The following is a 20564-nucleotide window of genomic DNA, read 5'->3' on the forward strand; positions in this document are numbered from 1 at the left end:
ATTATTGGGGGAAATGGTATTTTATTGAAACCTTAAATTAAGGTTCATTTTATTTTAAAAACGTACTTATTAAGCAGTTTTTACAACTTTCATTGCTGTCATAGAAGCTCTTAGTTTTGCACCTACTGTTTCTACTGGATGATTTCTAATAATAGCGTTAATTCTAATTAACTCTTGGTTATCAACTCCGTTTTCTGAGCTAAAAGATTTACCAATAATATCAGTTTTTATATCTTTCATAAAATCTGTTAATAAAGGCTTACAAGCATGGTCAAATAAATAACAACCATATTCTGCCGTATCAGAAATTACACGGTTCATTTCTGCCAATTTCATTCTTGCAATTGTATTTGCAATTAATGGCGTTTCATGTAAAGATTCATAATATGCAGAAGCAGCTATAATTCCTGAATCTGTCATTGCTTCGAAAGATAATTCTACACCAGCTCTTACAAAAGCAACTAATAATGTTCCGTGATCAAAATATTCTTGTTCAGAAATTTCATCAGTTGTAATTACTTGTTTTTCAAAAGCAGTTTCTCCTGTTGCAGCTCTCCAAGTTAATAAGTTTTTATCATCATTAGCCCAGTCTTCCATCATTGTTTTAGAGAAATGACCTGTCATAATATCATCCATATGTTTTTGAAACAACGGACGCATAATATCTTTTAATTCTTCAGATAATCTAAAAGCTTCTACTTTTGCAGGGTTAGACAATCTGTCCATCATATTAGTAATCCCACCATGCTTTAAAGCTTCTGTTACAGTTTCCCAACCATATTGAATTAATTTACCTGCATAACCTGGTTCAATTCCTTCTTCAACCATTTTATCAAAAGATAAAATTGCTCCTGTTTGTAACAAACCACATAAAATAGTTTGTTCTCCCATTAAATCTGACTTTACCTCAGCAACAAAAGAAGATTGTAAAACACCTGCTTTATGTCCTCCTGTTCCTACAGCATATGCTTTTGCCTCTGCCCAACCTTTTCCTTCTGGGTCATTTTCTGGGTGAACCGCAATTAATGTTGGTACTCCAAATCCTCTTTTATATTCTTCTCTAACCTCAGATCCTGGAGACTTTGGCGCCACCATAATTACAGTTAAATCTTCACGAACTTTCATACCTTCCTCTACGATATTAAAACCATGAGAGTAAGATAATGTAGCTCCTTTTTTCATTAAAGGCATTACTGCATTTACAACACTAGTATGTTGTTTATCTGGTGTTAAATTAATTACCACATCTGCAGTTGGTAACATTTCTTCATACGTACCAACTTCAAAATTATTTGAAGATGCATTAATATAAGATTGTCTCTTTTGTTCTATTGCAGCTCCTCTTAAAGTATAAGAAATATCTAAACCAGATTCTCTCATATTTAAACCTTGGTTTAAACCTTGTGCTCCACAACCTACAATAACAATTTTCTTCCCTTTCAATGCTTCTACTCCGTCTTCAAATTCTGAAGCGTCCATAAAACGACATTTTCCTAATTGTTCTAATTGTTCTCTTAATGTTAATGTGTTAAAATAATTTGACATTTTTATTGTTTTTGTTTGTTGATTAGAGCAAGGAAAAGAGAAAAAAGATTTAAACATGATCTTTATTTCTGTTTTCTATAATCGCTACTCTTTTATCTTTATTTAGTTGTTGTATGTTTCTAGTAATGCTGAAATTTTCATTTCTTCTTTAGTAATAGCAACACGTCCTGAACGTGTATATTGCATAATACCAAAAACGCTTAATTGATCGTATAATGCTACTATTTCTTCTTTTTTTCCTGATTTTTCCAATACAAAAAATTCTGTATTTACAGTAACAATTCTTGCGTGGCTCTTTTTAATGATATTCTGAATTTGAGGTTCTTCAAATAACAATTCAGATTTAATTTTAAACAACCCAGAAATCTGATAAATTGTTTCATCATCATTATGATAATACGCTTTAATAACCTCTACTTGCTTCTCTATCTGACCGATAATTTTCTTAATATTTTCCTCTGTCATACTTACAACAATGGTAAATTTAGAAACACCCGGTATTTCTGATGGAGACGTATTTAAACTCTCTATATTTATGTGTCTTCTTTGGAAAATTGCCGAAATTCTGTTCAACAATCCAATATTATTTTCAGTATAAATAGATACTGTGTAAAATTGTTTTTCTGTACTCATAATAATAAATTTGAATGTCTGGTCGAGCGCAGTCGAGACCTAAATAATACCTCTCGACTGCGCTCGAGGAGACAACTTATATAATTCTACTCTAACCTTATATCTGAAACACTTGCTCCTGTAGGAATCATAGGAAAAACATTTCCTTCTTTTTCTACACATACTTCTAAAAAGTAAGCCTCTTTACTAGCCATCATTTCTGCAACAGCACCCGCTAATTCTTCACGTTTGGTTACTTTCTTCGCTTTTATATAATACCCTTCTGCTATAGCTACAAAATTTGGATTCACCATTTCTGTAGATGCATAACGTTTGTCGAAAAATAACTGTTGCCATTGACGTACCATTCCTAAGAAATCGTTATTTAAAACAACTATTTTTACCGCAGCTTTTTGCTGAAAAATAGTTCCTAATTCCTGAATTGTCATTTGGTAACCTCCATCACCAGAAATAGAAACAACTTCTCTATCTGGAGCGGCCATTTTAGCACCAATTGCTGCTGGTAAACCAAAGCCCATAGTACCTAAACCACCAGAAGTAATGTTACTTTTGGTTTTATTGAATTCTGCATATCTACAAGCAATCATTTGGTGTTGACCAACATCACTTACAATTGCAGCATTTCCTTTACTCTGAATGTTTATTTCTTTTAAAACCTCACCCATTGTAATCCCTTCTTTTGTAGGGTACAAATCGCCTTTTATTACTTTTTCATACTCAATAGCGTATAAATCTGCAAATTCCTTACGCCATTCTGGATGCTTATTTTCATTTAACATTGGTAACAACAATTCTAAGCTTGCTTTTGCATCACCTAAAACCGCTACATCTGTTTTTACGTTTTTATCTACCTCTGCAGGATCAATTTCAAAGTGAATAACTTTGGCTTGTTTTGCATACGTGTTTAAACTACCCGTAACACGGTCATCGAAACGCATACCAATTGCAATTAAAACATCACATTGGTTTGTTAAAACGTTTGGTGCATAATTACCATGCATACCAACCATACCAACATTTAATGGATGTGAAGTAGGAATTGCAGAAGCTCCTAAGATTGTCCAAGCAGATGGAATACCTGCTTTTTCAATTACGGCTTTAAACGCTTCTTCTGCTTCACTTAAAATTACTCCTTGTCCCCAAACTACTAATGGCTTTTTTGCTGCATTAATTAATGTTGCAGCAGCCTCAATTGATGAAACATCTATTTTTGGTAACGGAAAATAACTTCTAACTTTTGTGCATTTTTCATAAGAAAAATCGAACATTTCTTGTTGTGCATCTTTAGTAATATCTACTAAAACAGGTCCTGGTCTTCCGCTTTTTGCGATGTAAAAAGCTTTTGCGATTGCCTCAGGAATTTGAGATGCTTTGGTTACTTGACAGTTCCATTTTGTAACTGGTGTAGAAATACCAACAATATCGGTTTCTTGAAACGCATCACTTCCTAATAAATGAGAAAATACCTGACCCGTAATACACACCATTGGTGTAGAGTCTATTTGTGCATCTGCAATACCAGTTATTAAATTGGTTGCCCCAGGGCCAGAAGTTGCAATACACACACCTACTTTACCAGAAATTCTTGCAAATCCCTGTGCAGAATGCGTTGCACCTTGTTCATGACGTGTTAAAACGTGATGAATTTTATCTTGATACTTATATAATTCGTCATAAACTGGCATAATTGCTCCACCAGGATATCCATAAATTATTTTAGTATCTTCTGCTATTAAGCACCTAACGATTGCTTCGCTACCAGAAATCCTTTCTGTAACTTTTGCTGTGTTTTGTTTGTTTTGTATGGTTTGCGTTTCCATATTATTTCTTTATGAGATTATAGAGTTTAGAAAATAGATATTAAACTAGTTTCATTACTATTGTTTTTTATACCTACAAGGTTTTTGAAACCTTGCAGGACGTCTTGTCTCCCTTTTAATCTAGTTTCTTTATTCTATTTAAACTACAAATCTGTAACACATCCTTTAGATGCTGACGCTACTGATTTAGCATATTTATATAAAATTCCTTTGGTGTGCTTTAATGCTGGTGCAACCCATTTAGATTTTCTTTTTGCAATTTCTTCATCAGAAATTAACACATTTATAGAATTATCTTCTGCACTAATTCTAATTTTATCTCCCGTTTCTAAAATTCCGATTGTACCTCCAGATTGTGCTTCTGGTGTAATATGTCCAACCACAAAACCATGGGTTCCTCCAGAAAAACGACCATCTGTAATTAAAGCTACAGATTTTCCTAAACCTGCTCCCATAATTAACGAAGTTGGTTTTAACATTTCTGGCATTCCGGGTCCTCCTTTAGGTCCAACATATCTAATAACAACTACATCTCCTCTTTCTACTTCTCCGTTAGCAATACCTGTATTTGCTGCTTGTTCACCATCATAAACAACTGCTTTTCCTTCGAAAAGTAATCCTTCATTTCCAGAAATTTTTGCAACAGCTCCTTCAGTTGCAAGGTTTCCATATATTATTTGAATATTTCCTGATGATTTTAATGCTTTATCTGTTGGATGAATTACATCTTGCTCATCAAATTCCATTGCTGCTACACTTTCTAAGTTTTCTGCTAATGTTTTACCAGTAACCGTCATACAATCTCCATGTAAATACCCTTTATCTAATAAGTATTTCATTATTGCCGGTGTTCCTCCAATACTATGAACATCTTCCATTAGGTATTTACCAGATGGTTTTAAATCTGCTATTAACGGAGTTCTGTCTGATACTTTTTGAAAATCTGCCAATGTAAACTCAATATCTGCTGCATGTGCAATTGCTAAAAAGTGTAATACTGCATTTGTAGAGCCACCTAAAGCATTTACAATTGCGATAGCATTTTCTAAAGATTTTTTAGTAATTATATCTAAAGGTTTTAAATCTAATTCTAATAAATTTTTAATTGCCAAAGCGGTTCTTTCTGCTTCAGATAATTTATTAGGGTTTTCTGCTGGTATTGATGAGTTATAAGGTAATGAGAACCCCATACATTCTATTGCAGAAGCCATAGTGTTTGCAGTATACATACCTCCACATGCCCCGGCTCCTGGAATTGCTCTTTTTATAATTTCTCTATATTCTTCTTCTTCTATTTCGCCAGCCATTTTTTGACCTAAAGCTTCAAAAGCAGAAACAACATTTAATTTTCTTCCTTTATAATTTCCAGATGCAATTGTACCACCATACATCATTATTGATGGACGGTTTAAACGCAACATTGCAATTACGGCTCCTGGCATGTTTTTATCACAACCAACAACAGAAACCAATGCATCATAACTTTGAGCATTCATTACAGTTTCTATAGAATCTGCAATAATATCTCTAGATGCTAATGAGTAATTCATACCAGAGGTTCCCATAGAGATACCATCTGAAACACCTATTGTATTGAATCCTAAACCGACTAAACCTGCAATTTTGCTTTCAATCTTGACTTCTGCCGCCAAATTATTTAAATGCATATTACATGGGTTACCATCATAACCAGTGCTCGCAATACCAACTTGCGCTTTCTGCATGTCTTCATCCGTTAAACCTACCGCATACAACATTGCTTGTGATGCTGGTTGAGATTCGTCTTGTGTTAATCTGCTACTGTGTTTATTTAGTTTCATTTAATGTTTTCTTCAATTTGTTGTCTAAATTACTATGTTTCTCTGTTTTTATTGAATAAAATTCAATAACTTACTTTAAATTCACGTGTTAAAAAAACACCCTAATTAACTGAATTTAAGTTAATTAAGTCTACTTAATTATGATACTCAATCTTTAAAATAAAATCATAAAAAAACCTTCCATTTTAATGGAAGGTTCGTTTATAAAAAATATAAATATCACTTCCCTATCAATTCGTAATAATTACGATGACGTTGATAATTGAAATACTATTTAATAATTGTTTTTTCATTGGTGTAAATATTGCGATTTATATTTAAATACACAACTAATATTTTTTTTATTGATAGCCGCTTGCAAACAAGTCTAGCCCAGATTGAATGGTCTGTTTGAGCTCTTTTTTGTTTTTCACAAAAAAAGCGAGTAATGAAAGCTGGAAATAGCTTCTAAAAAACTTAAATAATTGTGCTTTGTCCCATATGAATATTTTTAAAATTCATATTACTATCTTCTTGGTTTGCAATATAATCTGCTATAAAATCGCCCACTTTTGCTGTGGAAGCCGAATATTGGTTTTTACCTTTTAGATCTTGGGTTGTAATACCTAAATCTAACGATTTTTCTACAGCTCTCTGTATTGCGTCTGCCTCATCATGCAAGCCTAAATGCTCTAGCATTAATGCTGCTGATAAAATAGATGCTAAAGGATTGGCAATATCTTTACCTGCTGCTTGCGGGTATGAACCGTGAATTGGCTCAAATAATGCGGTTTTTTCACCTACCGAACTTGATGCCAAGATACCGATTGAACCACCGATTACACAGGCTACATCTGAGATAACGTCTCCAAAAAGGTTTTCTGTTAAAATAACATCGAAACGTTTTGGATTTAATACAATTTGCATTGCTGCATTGTCTATAAACATAAAATCTAAAGCAACATCTGGATATTGTTCTCCTATTTTTGCAACTGTTTTTCTCCACAAACGAGAAGTTGCTAAAACATTTGCCTTATCTATTAAGGTTATTTTTTTCTTTCTATCTTGGGCTGCTTTAAAGGCTAAATGTGTAATTCTAGAAATTTGATCTACTGTATAAGAACAAACATCTGATGCTTCTTTACCATCTTCACTTAACTCTTTTTTGCCAAAATAAATTCCGGCAGAAAGTTCTCTATAAATAAGGATATCTGTACCTGAAATAATCTCTTTTTTAAGAGGTGAATTTTTGAGTAATTTAGGATATGCTTTTACAGGTCTTACATTACAGAACAATTCTAATTCTTGTCTTAAACGCAATAAACCTTGTTCTGGTCTTATTTTTAAGGTTGGGTCATTATCGTACTTTAATTCTCCAATAGCTCCACATAAAATTGCATCTGCATTTTTACAGATCTCTATGGTTTCTTGCGGTAATGGATTACCCGTTTTTTCAATTGCACAAGCGCCCATTTGAGCTTCTTTATATAAAAATATATGGTCGTAAACTTCTGCTACCGCATCTAAAGCTTTTTTTGCTTGTGTGGTTACTTCTGGTCCAATACCATCTCCGGGGATTATTGCAATTGTGTATTTCATTCTCTACTTATAATCTAAAATTATTCTGTTTATCAAAGGTAGTTGATTATTTTAAAATAGTGGTCTTAAAATTCACAACTACCCTCGAAGACAAAGTTTATTTCTAAGCTGTTGCTACTTTAGAGATTTTACCTACCTCTGTCATAATAGCATGAATATCATCATCTTTTACTTCTTTTTGCTTATCTGCAGTACTTAAAAAAGCATCATAAGCAACATCTAACTGAACTTTTGTTAGTTCATAACCAATCTTTTTGGCTCTGTACGCCAATGCAGCTCTACCACTTCTTGCAGTTAATACAATAGCACTTTCTGTTACACCAACATCTTCTGGATCCATAATTTCGTATGTTTCTCTGTTTTTTATAACTCCGTCTTGGTGTATTCCAGAACTATGTGCAAAAGCATTTGCGCCAACAATTGCTTTATTAGGTTGTACCGGCATTCCCATACTTTCTCTAACCATTATACTGGTATCATACAATAGTTTTGTATTGATACTTGTTTCTAGGTTTAAATATGGATGCTGCTTTAACACCATTACTACTTCTTCTAAAGCTGTATTTCCTGCTCTTTCTCCAATACCATTAATAGTACACTCTATTTGACGAGCACCATTAATTACACCTGCAATAGAATTTGCAGTTGCCATACCTAAATCGTTATGACAGTGGCATGAAAGAATTACGTTTTCTATTCCTTTTACGTTTTCACGTAAGTATTTAATTTTTGCACCATATTCTTCTGGCAAACAATACCCCGTTGTATCTGGAATATTTAAAACTGTTGCTCCTGCTTTAATAACAGCTTCACATACTCTTGCCAAATATTCATTGTCTGTTCTACCTGCATCTTCTGCGTAAAACTCTACATCTTCTACAAAAGACTTTGAATAAGAAACTGCTTTTACAGCACGTTCTATTACTTTTTCTCTTGTTGAATTAAATTTGAATTTTATATGAGAATCACTGGTACCTATACCTGTATGAATTCTTGGATATTTTGCATATTTTAATGCCTCTGCTGCAACCTTAATATCATTTTCTACAGCTCTGGTTAAACCACAAACTGTTGCATTTTTTATAATTTTTGAAATCTCAGTTACTGAAATAAAATCTCCTGGGCTAGAAACCGGAAAACCAGCTTCAATTACATTTACACCCAACAAATCTAATCTTTCAGCAATTACTAATTTCTGAGCTGTATCTAACTTACAGCCAGGAACTTGTTCTCCGTCTCTTAATGTCGTGTCAAAAATTTGAACCTTGTTATCTTGCATAATTTCTGTAAAGATTATCTTATTTAAACTCAAATGTATATATTGAACTTAAAATAAATAGTTATTTTTACAGTTCCGTACGATTTCTAATATCATTTACAAAAACTTAAAAACCTAATAATAAGAGCTTTATGAGTAAAAGTGTTACATCAGCCAATCAACAAAATGATGCTCTTTTTGTTTTAATTAAGTCTTTAACTAAGTCAGAAAAGAGACAATTTAATTTATATGTAGGTAGATTAGGTGGAAACATCGATGCTAAGTTTTTTTCTTTATTTAAGTTTTTAGAAAAACTGAAGGTATATGATGAAAAAGTTATCATTGGCAGCGGAATTGTTTCTAAGCAACAACTCTCTAACTTAAAGGCGCATTTATATAAACAGATATTAATTAGTTTGCGTTTAAACCCTGCCCATAAAAATGTGCGAATTCAAATTAGAGAACAATTAGATTTTGCAACTGTTTTATATCAAAAGGGATTGTACAAACAGAGTTTAAAACTTTTAGAAAAAGCCAAAAACATGGCTTTAGATAATGATGAGAAAAATATTGCTTATGAAATTGTAGAACTAGAAAAAGTAATAGAAACACAATACATTACAAGAAGTTTAAGCAACAGAGCAAACCAACTGTCTATACAGGCAAAAGAATTAAGCCAAGACAATGTAATTGCTAGCAAACTTTCTAATTTATCATTACAATTATACAGTCATTTAATACAAAATGGCTACGTAAAAAATGAAGAAGAACTAAAGTTTGTTGATAAATATTTTAGTGATCGAATGCCAAAGTACGATTATCAAAAGTTAGGTTTTCGTGAAAAATTATGGTTATACAAAGCACATCTTTGGCATAGTTTTTTGGTGCAAGATTTTTTATTAAGCTATAAATATGCTAAAAAATGTGTTGATTTATTTGACAGCCCAAAACTGATTAATACACACCCAGTTTTCTATTTAAAATCTAAAAACTACTTACTTGAAGCTTCTTTTTTAGTGAAAAAAGTTTCTACTTTTAAAAGAGAATTAACTCTTTTTGAATCTGAAATAGATCAAAAAGAAATACCAATGAATACCAATACAGAACTATTAATTTTCTTGTATTTCTATTCTAATAAATTACACCTTCACTTTTTAGAAGGTTCTTTTGAAAAAGGAGAATATCTTGTTGACATTATTAATAATAAAATTGAAAAGTATAAAAATAGACTAGACAGTCATTTTATTGTCTTACTCTACTACAAAATTGCCTGTTTGTATTTTGGAATGGGTAAAAACAAATTGTGTATTATTTATTTACAAAAAATAATTCGCTCTAAAAACATAGGTTCTGCAGAAGATTTACAATGTTTTGCACGTATTTTAAACTTAATTGCACATTATGAATGTGGGTTAGATTACGATTTAGAAAGACAGTTTGTAGATACCTATAAGTTCTTACTAAAAATGGAAAACCTACAAGAAGTTCAGAAAGTTTTTCTAACCTCTATTAGAGATTTGAGTGATGTTTTTCCGCATGAAATAAGGAATGAGTTTAAAAAAATTCATGCCAAATTAAAAACCTTCGAGAATCATCCGTACGAAAAAAGAGCTTTCTTATACTTAGATATTTTATCCTGGTTAGAAAGTAAAATACAGAATAAACCGATTGCTTTAATTATTAAAGAAAAATTAAAACCTATTCGTAAATAATAGGAAAACAATATTTTAAATAGTATATTTTTATTAATTACGTATAAATCAGTCTAAAAAATAAAATAATCCCCACCTAAAGGTGAAAAATTAAATAATACTCCTATTTTTGCTTTGTGAATTTATATAATACACATACTAATTCTTCTAAAACTACAAACGTAGTTTATACTGCTATGCGCACAATTACTCGCACAATTACAACAATTACCCTTTAGGGGTTCTACTATATACATATCACCACAGGTTATATAATTGTTTCGAATAACAACGAAATAAAGGCAATAAAACATTTAATTACACAAACTATTCATTAAAAATGAAAGTATTAAAATTTGGCGGTTCATCTGTCGCAAGTTCAGAAAAAATACAAAAAGTCTTAGCTATTGTTGAGGCTGCATCTAAAAAAGAAAAAATAGCCGTAGTAGTTTCTGCTTTCGGAAAAACTACTGATAAATTATTTGCTGGAGCAAATGAAGCTTTAGAAGACATTACAACTGCTAAAGAAATTTTAGGAACCATTAAAGAAATTCATTTTGAAGTAATTGATGATTTAATTGCTAAAAATAAAAAAGAAGTTCACGAAGAGGTTACTTATCTATTTGACAGATTACTATCTATTTATGAAGGAATTTTCTTATTACAAGAATTATCTGATAAAACACTAGCCAAAGTATATAGTTTTGGAGAAAGACTTTCTTCTTATATTATTGCAAATGCAGCAAAAGAATTGTTTGGTGCTACTCATAAAGAAAGTAGAGATTTAATAATTACAAACAATCAGTATTTAGATGCACAAGTAAATTTTAAAGTCACTAATAATAATATTACTTCCTTTTTTGAAGAGAACAAACATCAGGTTGTTGTTTTAGGTGGTTTTATCTCTTCGAATGTTTTTGAAGAAACAACTACATTAGGTAGAGGTGGTTCTGATTTTACTGCCTCCATTTATGCTGCCGCTTTAGATGCAAATGAATTACAAATCTGGACAGATGTTTCTGGTATGTATACTGCAAACCCTAGAGTTGTAAACCAAGCATATCCTATTTCAGAAATTTCTTATGAAGAAGCAATGGAGTTGTCTCATTTTGGAGCAAAAGTTTTATATCCACCAACAATTCAGCCTGCTTTAAGAAAAGAAATTGCTATTCGTATTAAAAATACGTTTGAACCAGAAAGTGCTGGAACATTAATCTGTAAGAACCCTAAAAACGGTAATGAAGTTAAAGGAATTTCTCATATAGAAGATATTAGCTTAATTACTTTAGAAGGTGGAGGAATGGTTGGAATTCCTGGTTTTTCTAAGCGTTTATTCGAAACACTTTCTGTTGCTAAAATAAATGTAGTTTTTATAACACAAGCTTCATCAGAGCATTCTATTTGCGTAGGGGTTTTTGAAAATGATGCTGCAAAAGCTAAAGAACTTTTAGACGATACTTTTAGCATAGAAATAGACAAGAAAAAAATTAAGCCAATTATTGTTGAAAGTAATTTGGCTATTATTGCCGTGGTTGGTGAGAGCATGAAAAACTACCAAGGTTTAAGCGGACAAATGTTTAGCGCCCTAGGAAGAAACAATGTAAATGTGAGAGCAATTGCACAAGGTTCATCAGAAAAAAACATCTCTGCAGTTATTAATAAATATGATGCAAAGAAAGCTTTAAACACGTTACATGAGCAATTCTTTGAAGAAAGAACGAAACAATTAAACTTGTTTGTAACAGGTGTTGGTAATGTTGGTGAACGTTTTCTAGCTCAAATTCATCAACAAAAAAAGTTCTTAAAAGAAAACTTAAAATTAAGTATTAATGTTATCGGAATTGCCAATTCTAGAAAAATGGCTTTCGATGATAATGGTATCGATCTAAATAATTGGAAAGAGGCTTTAGAGAATGGCGAAGCAACAACTTTAGAGAGCTTTCATAAAAAAGTTAAAGAAAGTAATCATATAAATAGTGTTTTTATAGACAACACAGCAAACCAACAAGTTTCTGAAATCTATGAAAAATATTTACGCGAAAGTATTTCTGTGGTAACATGTAACAAAATTGCGTGTGCTTCTAGTTTTGATAACTATAAAACGTTAAAACAAGTTTCTAGAAAATACAATGCTTCTTTCTTATTCGAAACAAACGTTGGGGCAGGTTTACCAATTATTGATACACTTAAAAACTTAATCAACTCTGGAGATAGAGTTCATAAAATTCAAGCTGTGTTATCTGGAAGTTTAAATTTTGTATTCAATAACTTTAATGAAAATTCAACTTTTCATGACGTTGTTGCTGCTGCTCAAAAAGAAGGGTATACAGAACCAGATCCAAAAATTGATTTAAGTGGTGTAGATGTTGCTCGTAAAATATTAATTTTAGCGAGAGAAAGTGGCTATAAGATGGAATTAGAAGACATTGCAAAAAATGCCTTTTTACCTGATGAAAGCTTAAACACAACTAATAATGATGATTTTTACGCTTCTTTAACTAAAAATGAAGCGCATTTTCAAGATATATTTAAAGAAGCAAACGATAAAGATTGTCGATTAAAATATGTAGCAGAATTTGTAGACGGAAAGGCAAATGTTGGTTTACAACACATTCCGTCAGATCATCCTTTTTATAATTTAGAAGGAAGTGATAATATTGTATTGTTCTTTACAGACAGATATCCAGAAAATCCTTTAATTATAAAAGGTGCTGGTGCCGGTGCAGATGTTACTGCTTCTGGTATTTTTGCAGATGTAATTAGAATAGCTAACAAATAAAAAAGTATTCAGTAAGCAGTCACAGTTTTCAGTTAGCAAATGACTGGAAACTATGACTGAAAACTGCAAACTAAAAATAAAAATAGTATTCAGTGGCAGTAGCAGTTCTCAGTTAGCAAATGACTGGAAACTGTGACTGGAAACTGCGACTGAAAACTGAAGACTTAAAAAAAAATGGATTATTTAAAAATATTTGCTCCTGCTACTGTTGCCAATGTCTCTTGCGGATTTGATTCTTTAGGTTTTGCTGTTGATGAAATTGGAGATAAAATGACTTTTACAAAAACTTCTGAAAAAGGCGTTAAAATAACCAATATTACTGGCGCAAACTTAACATACAATGTTGATGAAAATGCTGCTAGTGCAGTTGTTAAAAAAATACTGAATGAAGCAAATGCAGATTTTGGAATTGAATTAACCATACACAAAGGTTTTTCTCCTGGAAGTGGATTAGGTAGTTCTGCTGCTAGTGCTGCAGGTGCTGCTTTTGGCGCAAATCAGTTGTTAGGGAATATTTATTCTGATTTAGAATTGACAAAATTTGCCATGTTTGGTGAAGAAGTTGCTTGCGGAACTCCTATTGCAGACAATGTTTCTGCGGCCATTTATGGTGGTTTCGTCTTAGTACGAAGCTACAGTCCGTTAGAAATTATAAAATTACCGGTTCCGAGTGAATTGAGAGTGGTGGCTATTCATCCGCAGGTAGAAGTAAAAACAAAAGATGCTAGAGCCGTTTTACCTATAGAAATAGCACTGAAAGACGCAGTTACACAATGGGCAAATGTTGGTGGTTTAATTAGCGGTTTATATGCTGATAATTACGAGCTAATTAGTAATTCTTTGGTTGATATTATTGTAGAACCTCATCGTAAAAAATTAATTCCACATTTTGATGATGTTAAAAACGCAGCTATAAAAGCAGGTGCTTTAGGCGCAGGAATTAGTGGTTCTGGACCTACAATTTTCGCACTTTGTAAAGGTGATGAAATTGCAAAAGAGGTTTACAAAAGCATCGAAGAGAGTTATAAAAATACAGGTATTGACTTTGAAATGTTTATTTCTAAAGTGAATCATAAAGGAATGAAAATAATAAATAGTAATTAATCGTCATTACGAAGGAAGAATGACTGAAGTAATCTCTTTCTAACAAACAGATTGCTTCGTTGCTCTCGCAATGACTAATAAACATACAAAATGAACTATTACAGTTTACATCATAAATCACCAATATCAACTTTTAAAAATGCAGTTGTACAAGGTTTAGCAAAAGACAGAGGAATTTATTTTCCAGATAATATTCAACAACTTTCAAAAGATTTTATCGAAAATATTTCTGATTACACAAATCATGAAATTGCGTATGAGGTAATTAAACAGTTTGTAGGTGATGAAATTCCGACTGAAAAATTAAAAGAGATTGTTGCAAAAACCGTTTCTTTCGATTTTCCTTTGGTAGAAGTGGATGATAATATTGCTGCTTTAGAATTGTTTCACGGCCCAACGATGGCTTTTAAAGACGTTGGCGCTAAATTTATGGCACAATGTTTAGAATACTTCAACAAAGATAGAGATGATGAAGTTACTGTTTTAGTAGCTACTTCTGGAGATACTGGTGGTGCAGTTGCCAACGGGTTTTTAGGTGCAAAAGGTGTAAATGTGGTTATTTTATATCCTTCTGGTAAAGTAAGTGATATTCAAGAAAAACAACTGACAACTCTTGGTCAGAATATTAAAGCATTAGAAGTAGATGGCGTTTTTGATGATTGTCAAGAAATGGTAAAAACTGCTTTTTTAGATGAAGAAATCACCAAAACATTAACCTCAGCAAACTCTATAAACGTTGCGCGTTGGTTACCACAAATGTTTTATTTTTTCTTTGCTTATAAAGAATTACATAAAAAACATAAAGACCTCATATTTTCTGTTCCTAGTGGAAATTTTGGTAATATTTGCGCAGGAATCATGGCACAAAAATTAGGTTTACCAATTAAACACTTTGTAGCCTCTACAAATGTAAATGATACGGTTCCTAATTATTTAGTGGATGGTGTTTACAAACCAAAACCATCTAAAGCAACTATTTCTAACGCCATGGATGTTGGTAACCCTAGTAACTTTATCAGAATACAAGAATTATTTAATAACGACTTAAAAGCTCTTAAAACTGCTTTTTCTTCATATAGTTTTTCTGATGATGAAACACGTGCAACTATGAAAGAAATTTATGCAAACTCTGGTTATGTTGCAGACCCTCATGGAGCTGTTGGTTACTTAGGGTTGAAAAAACATGGTTTAAAAGAAAATGAATTCGGTGTTTTTCTAGAAACTGCACATCCTGTAAAGTTTTTAGATGTTGTAGAAGAAACTTTACCTGTTAAAGTTGCAATTCCTGAACAGATTAAAAAGGTAATCAACAATAAAAAAGTAGCTTACAAAGCTTCTACGTACCAAGATTTAAAAGATTTCTTAATGAAGGAATAAGAACTTTAACTTCTTAAAATTAAAAAGTCCTAACAATTAAAATTGTTAGGACTTTTTTGTTGCTTGTTTAAATTAAGCTACCAAAACATCATAAATTTATTACTTTGCTTTACTACCTAAAAAGTCTACTTCTATTTTTAGTACAATTTACTTTTACAAACTATTTAAGAGCATTAAATACCAACTTTAATCAACAGTCAACACCTATTTAGATTCATATTACCGTTTATAAATAGATACCACAGGTAGAATTCTAGATTTTAAAGTTTGTACAAAAAAATAATTTTATTTTTATTTAAGAATTGCAATAGGTATTCTACTCTAAACAACTGAAAACAAAAGAATATGAAACAAAAAAAGGTAGTGATATAAAACCACTACCTTTAAGTTATTAATATTATAGTACTATTTAAGCAAGTAACAATTTTTTGAATAATTATTCAATTACAATACTTTTAGTTAAATCTCCTTTATCTGTAATGATTTGAACGACGTATGTACCTTTAGTTAGTGTGCTCAAATTAATTTTATCACGAGTAGTAGTTTTCACTAGTTCCCCCACTATATTATATATATTTACAGTCTTTAATTGCTGATTTAAAGTAACCTCTATATTTAAAATACCATTTACTGGAACAGGATATATTCTAACATCATTATCTTCTAATTTATTAACTTTTGTAGAAAGTGTTACTCCGGTTTTGTTAATTGTAAAATAATCTGATACTGAACCAGAATCATTTATAAACTTAATTGTTAAATTTTGTCCGGATCCACCATCGCTATCAATTTCTAAAACACAAGACCCTAATTCATTTAAAGAAGAATACATAGCCTCATGATCTAAATCTCCTCCAGAAATTTTACCAGCTGACCCTGTGGTAATATAAACAGCCCCTGGGTTTTGAGTATTTGTTTTCTTGTAAGCACCATCTGATGTATCTGCTTTTCCTGATAAATTACCATTTACACCAACCGTATTTATTGTAGTACTAAAGGTATCTGAATTTCCGTAATGTTTATTTATAAAAAAAGATCTTTCATAAGAATGTGAATGACCGTTTAATACTAAATCAACTCCATTATCTTCTAAAATAGGTAAAAATTTAGTTCTCATATTTATTAATTCACTCTCATTATCAGAATCATGAGAACCTTTTGAATAAGGTGGATGATGGAATACTGCAACAATCCAATCTTGTTTGGTATCTTGCATATCTTGTTTACACCAAGCTATTTGTGTTGCGTCTTCATCTAAAGTATAAGACTCTAATACAATAAAATGGATATTTGCATAATCGAAAGAATAATAAGCCTCTGTTCCAGAAGCAATTCCACCAGATTCTGCAGCAGTAGGAAACGTAAAAATATCATAATATGGTCCTGTTTGAGAATTTGAATTAGAAGAATAACCATCGTGATTACCAAGTGTTGACCAAGAAACAGTATTTTTTAACTGTGCTTCATAAATATCGAAAAAAGCTCTTTGATATTCTACATCTAATCCATCATTATAAGCATTATCACCTAAAAACAACATCATATCTGTTTGATTAGGGTTTTTAGTAGCTGCGTTTTTAACGTAATCATAGTATCTATCTCTTACATTTTTTTGGTTTTGATTACCTGTACCAGCATCACCTAAAATCCAAGCTCTAACAAATTGGTCTGAACCAACTTCTGGGGCTGTTTTAAAAAATAAATCACTAGACTCTGCTAAGAAAACACCTGAACTGTAGGCTATTTCGTAATAGTATTTTGTATCAGGAAGTAATCCTGTTATTTCAATTTCATGGTCACTTTTTAACGTATTCTCAGATACTATACTGTTTAATGAACCTAAAGAAGTTCCATAATTAATAATAGTTTCTGTATCTGCACTCGTTCTATACTTTATAGTCATAGCGTTAGAACTTCCTTTTTGTAAATAAGGAGCTCTTTTTAATTCAGCTGTAATTTGTGCACTAACTTTTAATTCAAAATCGAAGCTAATATCTGAACTTGTTAAGGAAAGTTGGTGTACTTCTACCGCTATAGTATTTTTGCCTTCCAATAAAGTACTTGTTATAACCTCATCAACTTGTGTGTTTTCATAATCTGTTCTTGCAAAAGTTCCATAATCAATAGTACCTGAAGGCAGATTATCTCTCCAAACTTCATTTCCATTTAGATATACAACCATTCCATCATCTACCAATGCAGACATTTGTACATACGTAAAAGCTGCTTGATCTTTTGTTAAATTAAACTCTTTTCTAAAGTAGGCTGTTTTTGCTATTTTGCTAATTACAGTAGCTTGATCACTTTCACCATACCCAAGCTGTGCATTACCAGAAGCCCAAGAGGCATCGTTATAGGTATTTTGTTTCCAGGTATCTCCTTCTGTATCATTGTCAGGTGCGGCGCCTAAATCAGAATATTTCCAATTAGAACCTGTAGAAATAACTTCGTCACTCAGATTTGTATTATCAGTAGAGGTTGCCAATTGCAAATTAAAACTTAAATCAGAACTGCTACTACTTACTTGATGTAATTCTGCAGATAAAACATTCGTTCCCAAAACTAAAGAGTTGGTTAATGAAGCTGAAAAGCCACCCTCATAATCTGTAATAGTTTTGGTAGCATAATCCACTGCACCAGAAGCAATGTTATCACGCCAAATTTCAGCCCCATTTAGATAAATAACAACACCGTCGTCTATATAGCCATCAATATGTAATGTAAGATCTGCTAAATTTGCTGCAGTAGCTGTAAAACTTTTTCTAAAATAGGTAGTTCTGTATTTATTAGAGCTATCTCCACCAAAACCGATAGTCGTTTGGTCTCCATCTCCATTATTTCCATACCCTAATTGAGCAGCTCCAATTGGCCACGTTGTATCATCAAATGCATTTACTTTCCAAGTGTCACCTTCTGCATCATTATCTGGTGCAGCTGGCGTTACAAGATATTTCCAATCTGCATCCATAGGAATTATGGTTGTTTTATTTTGAGCATTTGATAAGGTTGTTAAAAACAGTATCAAGAGTGTAATGTAAATTGTTTTAATCATGGTTTATTGATTTAAGTTTAATTCAAGTAAGTTAATTTGCTGTTTTAAATTTTTAATTGATGTTGTATTAATAATTTTGTCATTCAACAAAAGTATTGCTGTTTTTACTTGCTGAATTGCAATTTTAGTATCGTTAATTTTATTATTTTCAAATAAATACTTCGCTTTTTTATAATACCAAAATTCCTTTCTACTAGAGCTTAAAATAAAGTAATTGTATTGCTCTATTACTTTATCAAATTGTAACGATGCTTCTAAATACTCTAATTTTTTTAACTGTAATGAAAAAACATCTTTTCCCAATTTATTCAAGCCCAATTCTATTACCTCTATAGCTTTTGAATAGTTATTATTATTTATTGATAAAAAAACCTCACTATATTCTATAACATCTCTAGGGTTAATGTCTATTGTATTTTTAATAAAATAACTGTAGTAGGGTATTGCTTTATAATAGGCTTCAGAAAGAATTAATATTTGAGCATGTAACTTATGAATCTTTACATCGGTACTATTTTTTTCTAAATATAAGTTGGAAGATTCCAACGCCTTAGAAAATTTACCTTGGTAATAATATGTTTTGGCCTTTCTATATTGAATTAATATGTTAGAATTTCCTAGTTTTTCTGATTTTAAATAGTCTTTTATTGCTTTATTGAATTCCTCGTGTTGTTCATATAAGAAACCTCTTTCAAAATATAGTTTTTCATTTTTAGGATGCTCGGAAATTTCAGCTGTTTTTACTCTTATTCTTTTTGACAAACTACCATGTGCAGAAATAATCGATGTAGTAAATACACATACAAAACACAGTACTATTCTAAAACCATGAAGCTTTTCCATTTAAAAATAATTATTTGAAAGATTAAAATTTAACTTTGTTAAATTAGTTTTTTGAGTTAGTCATTTAGTTTCCGTATCTTATAGCTTTAAAACATTGATATATGGATAATTTTGAAGGTCAAGATATACTAAACTTTATAAAAGAACTACCAAATGATGAAGCCTGTAAAGCTTATTTATCAAAAATAAAATGGCAGGATGGTTTTAAATGTAGTAAATGTGGACATACAAAAGGTTGTGAAAAAGCTGGATATAATTATCACTGTTATGCTTGCCATCATGTAGAAAGTGCTACTGCAAATACACTTTTTCATAAAGTTAAATTTGGATTGCAAAAAGCGTTTTGTGTTGCTTTTGAAATGAGCACAAATAGTAAAAGTACTTCAAGTATTCAAATGGGTAAACGCTTTAGTATTCGTCAAGGAACTGCATGGTATTTTATGCAAAAAGTTCGTAAAGCAATGAAAAGTAGTCAAAAATATCCTCTAGAAACCTTAATTCATGTTGATGAGTTTACTGTTGGAGGAAAAGAAGAAGGAAAACAAGGTAGGAGTTACGATACAAAAAAGAAAAAAGCCGTAATTGCAGTAGAATTAACAGATAACAATAAGGTGAAAAGAGTTTACATTAAATCTATAAACGACTATTCTGCAAAATCATTAACACCAATTTTTGAAGAACACATAAGTAAATCTGCTAAAATAATAACAGATAAATGGAGAGGATATGAACCTTTGAAAGAAGTTTATAACATTGAGCAAATCTATAGTAATAATGGTGCTAACTTTAAACAATTACATGTCATGATTATGCAAGTTAAGTCTTGGCTTAGAGCAATACCAACTCATGTAAGTAAATGGCATATTCAAGCTTATTTTGATGAATTTTGTTTTAGAATTAATAGATCTCAATTTCAGAAAAGTATATTTCATAAAACAATTGAAAGAATGGTAGTTGCCAAACCAGTTTATCAAAATCAAATAAAACAGAAGCTAAACGTATAACTCAATTAGTTTTAATATAAAGTATTCAATAACAAAAACTTAGCATTAAATACTAAAATT

The 20564-nt window shown here is 31.4% G+C and carries 13 protein-coding genes; 5 read left to right on the plus strand and 8 right to left on the minus strand.

Features of this window, described 5'->3' with window-relative positions:
• Positions 1-69 precede the first annotated feature (69 nt).
• The 6 genes from ilvC to KV700_RS09310 form a co-directional block, all read right to left on the minus strand.
• Positions 70-1545, minus strand: a complete 1476-nt coding sequence (gene ilvC / locus KV700_RS09285) for a ketol-acid reductoisomerase (protein WP_218597711.1) — start codon at positions 1543-1545, stop codon at positions 70-72.
• A 102-nt stretch (positions 1546-1647) separates the two neighbouring features.
• Positions 1648-2178, minus strand: a complete 531-nt coding sequence (gene ilvN / locus KV700_RS09290; protein ID WP_165734284.1) for an acetolactate synthase small subunit — start codon at positions 2176-2178, stop codon at positions 1648-1650.
• Positions 2179-2264: 86 nt separating this feature from the next.
• On the minus strand, positions 2265-3998 hold the full coding sequence (ilvB, locus tag KV700_RS09295; RefSeq protein ID WP_218597712.1) for a biosynthetic-type acetolactate synthase large subunit: 1734 nt from the start codon (positions 3996-3998) through the stop codon (positions 2265-2267).
• A 143-nt stretch (positions 3999-4141) separates the two neighbouring features.
• Entirely contained in the window at positions 4142-5818 is a 1677-nt protein-coding gene (ilvD, locus tag KV700_RS09300) for a dihydroxy-acid dehydratase (protein ID WP_166384044.1), read from the minus strand.
• A 456-nt stretch (positions 5819-6274) separates the two neighbouring features.
• Complete coding sequence (gene leuB, locus KV700_RS09305) at positions 6275-7396, minus strand: 3-isopropylmalate dehydrogenase (RefSeq protein WP_166384042.1); 1122 nt, start codon at positions 7394-7396, stop codon at positions 6275-6277.
• 103 nt (positions 7397-7499) lie between these two features.
• Positions 7500-8675: a 2-isopropylmalate synthase gene (locus KV700_RS09310; protein ID WP_166384040.1), complete on the minus strand. Its 1176-nt coding sequence runs from the start codon at positions 8673-8675 to the stop codon at positions 7500-7502.
• A 131-nt stretch (positions 8676-8806) separates the two neighbouring features.
• Here KV700_RS09310 and KV700_RS09315 point away from each other — a divergent pair, with 131 nt between their 5' ends.
• From KV700_RS09315 to thrC, 4 genes are all read left to right on the plus strand, one after another.
• Positions 8807-10366: a hypothetical protein gene (locus tag KV700_RS09315; RefSeq protein WP_218597713.1), complete on the plus strand. Its 1560-nt coding sequence runs from the start codon at positions 8807-8809 to the stop codon at positions 10364-10366.
• A 319-nt stretch (positions 10367-10685) separates the two neighbouring features.
• Positions 10686-13124 (plus strand): bifunctional aspartate kinase/homoserine dehydrogenase I, encoded by a 2439-nt coding sequence (gene thrA, locus KV700_RS09320; protein ID WP_218597714.1) that lies wholly within the window; start codon positions 10686-10688, stop codon positions 13122-13124.
• Between the two features lie 174 nt (positions 13125-13298).
• Positions 13299-14228, plus strand: coding sequence for a homoserine kinase (locus KV700_RS09325; RefSeq protein ID WP_218597715.1), 930 nt, complete (start codon positions 13299-13301; stop codon positions 14226-14228).
• Between the two features lie 90 nt (positions 14229-14318).
• Positions 14319-15605, plus strand: coding sequence for a threonine synthase (gene thrC / locus KV700_RS09330; RefSeq protein ID WP_218597716.1), 1287 nt, complete (start codon positions 14319-14321; stop codon positions 15603-15605).
• 436 nt (positions 15606-16041) lie between these two features.
• On the opposite strand, the gene KV700_RS09335 is transcribed toward thrC, so the two are convergent.
• Both KV700_RS09335 and KV700_RS09340 read right to left on the minus strand, forming a co-directional pair.
• Entirely contained in the window at positions 16042-18657 is a 2616-nt protein-coding gene (locus KV700_RS09335; protein ID WP_218597717.1) for a metallophosphoesterase, read from the minus strand.
• A gap of 3 nt (positions 18658-18660) precedes the next feature.
• Positions 18661-19500, minus strand: coding sequence for a hypothetical protein (locus tag KV700_RS09340; RefSeq protein ID WP_166384028.1), 840 nt, complete (start codon positions 19498-19500; stop codon positions 18661-18663).
• A gap of 101 nt (positions 19501-19601) precedes the next feature.
• Between KV700_RS09340 and KV700_RS09345 the strand changes: the two genes are divergently transcribed.
• Complete coding sequence (locus tag KV700_RS09345; protein WP_165734421.1) at positions 19602-20504, plus strand: IS1595 family transposase; 903 nt, start codon at positions 19602-19604, stop codon at positions 20502-20504.
• The last annotated feature ends 60 nt before the right edge of the window (positions 20505-20564 follow it).

It is taken from the genome of Polaribacter sp. NJDZ03 (assembly GCF_019263805.1).
Lineage (GTDB): Bacteria > Bacteroidota > Bacteroidia > Flavobacteriales > Flavobacteriaceae > Polaribacter.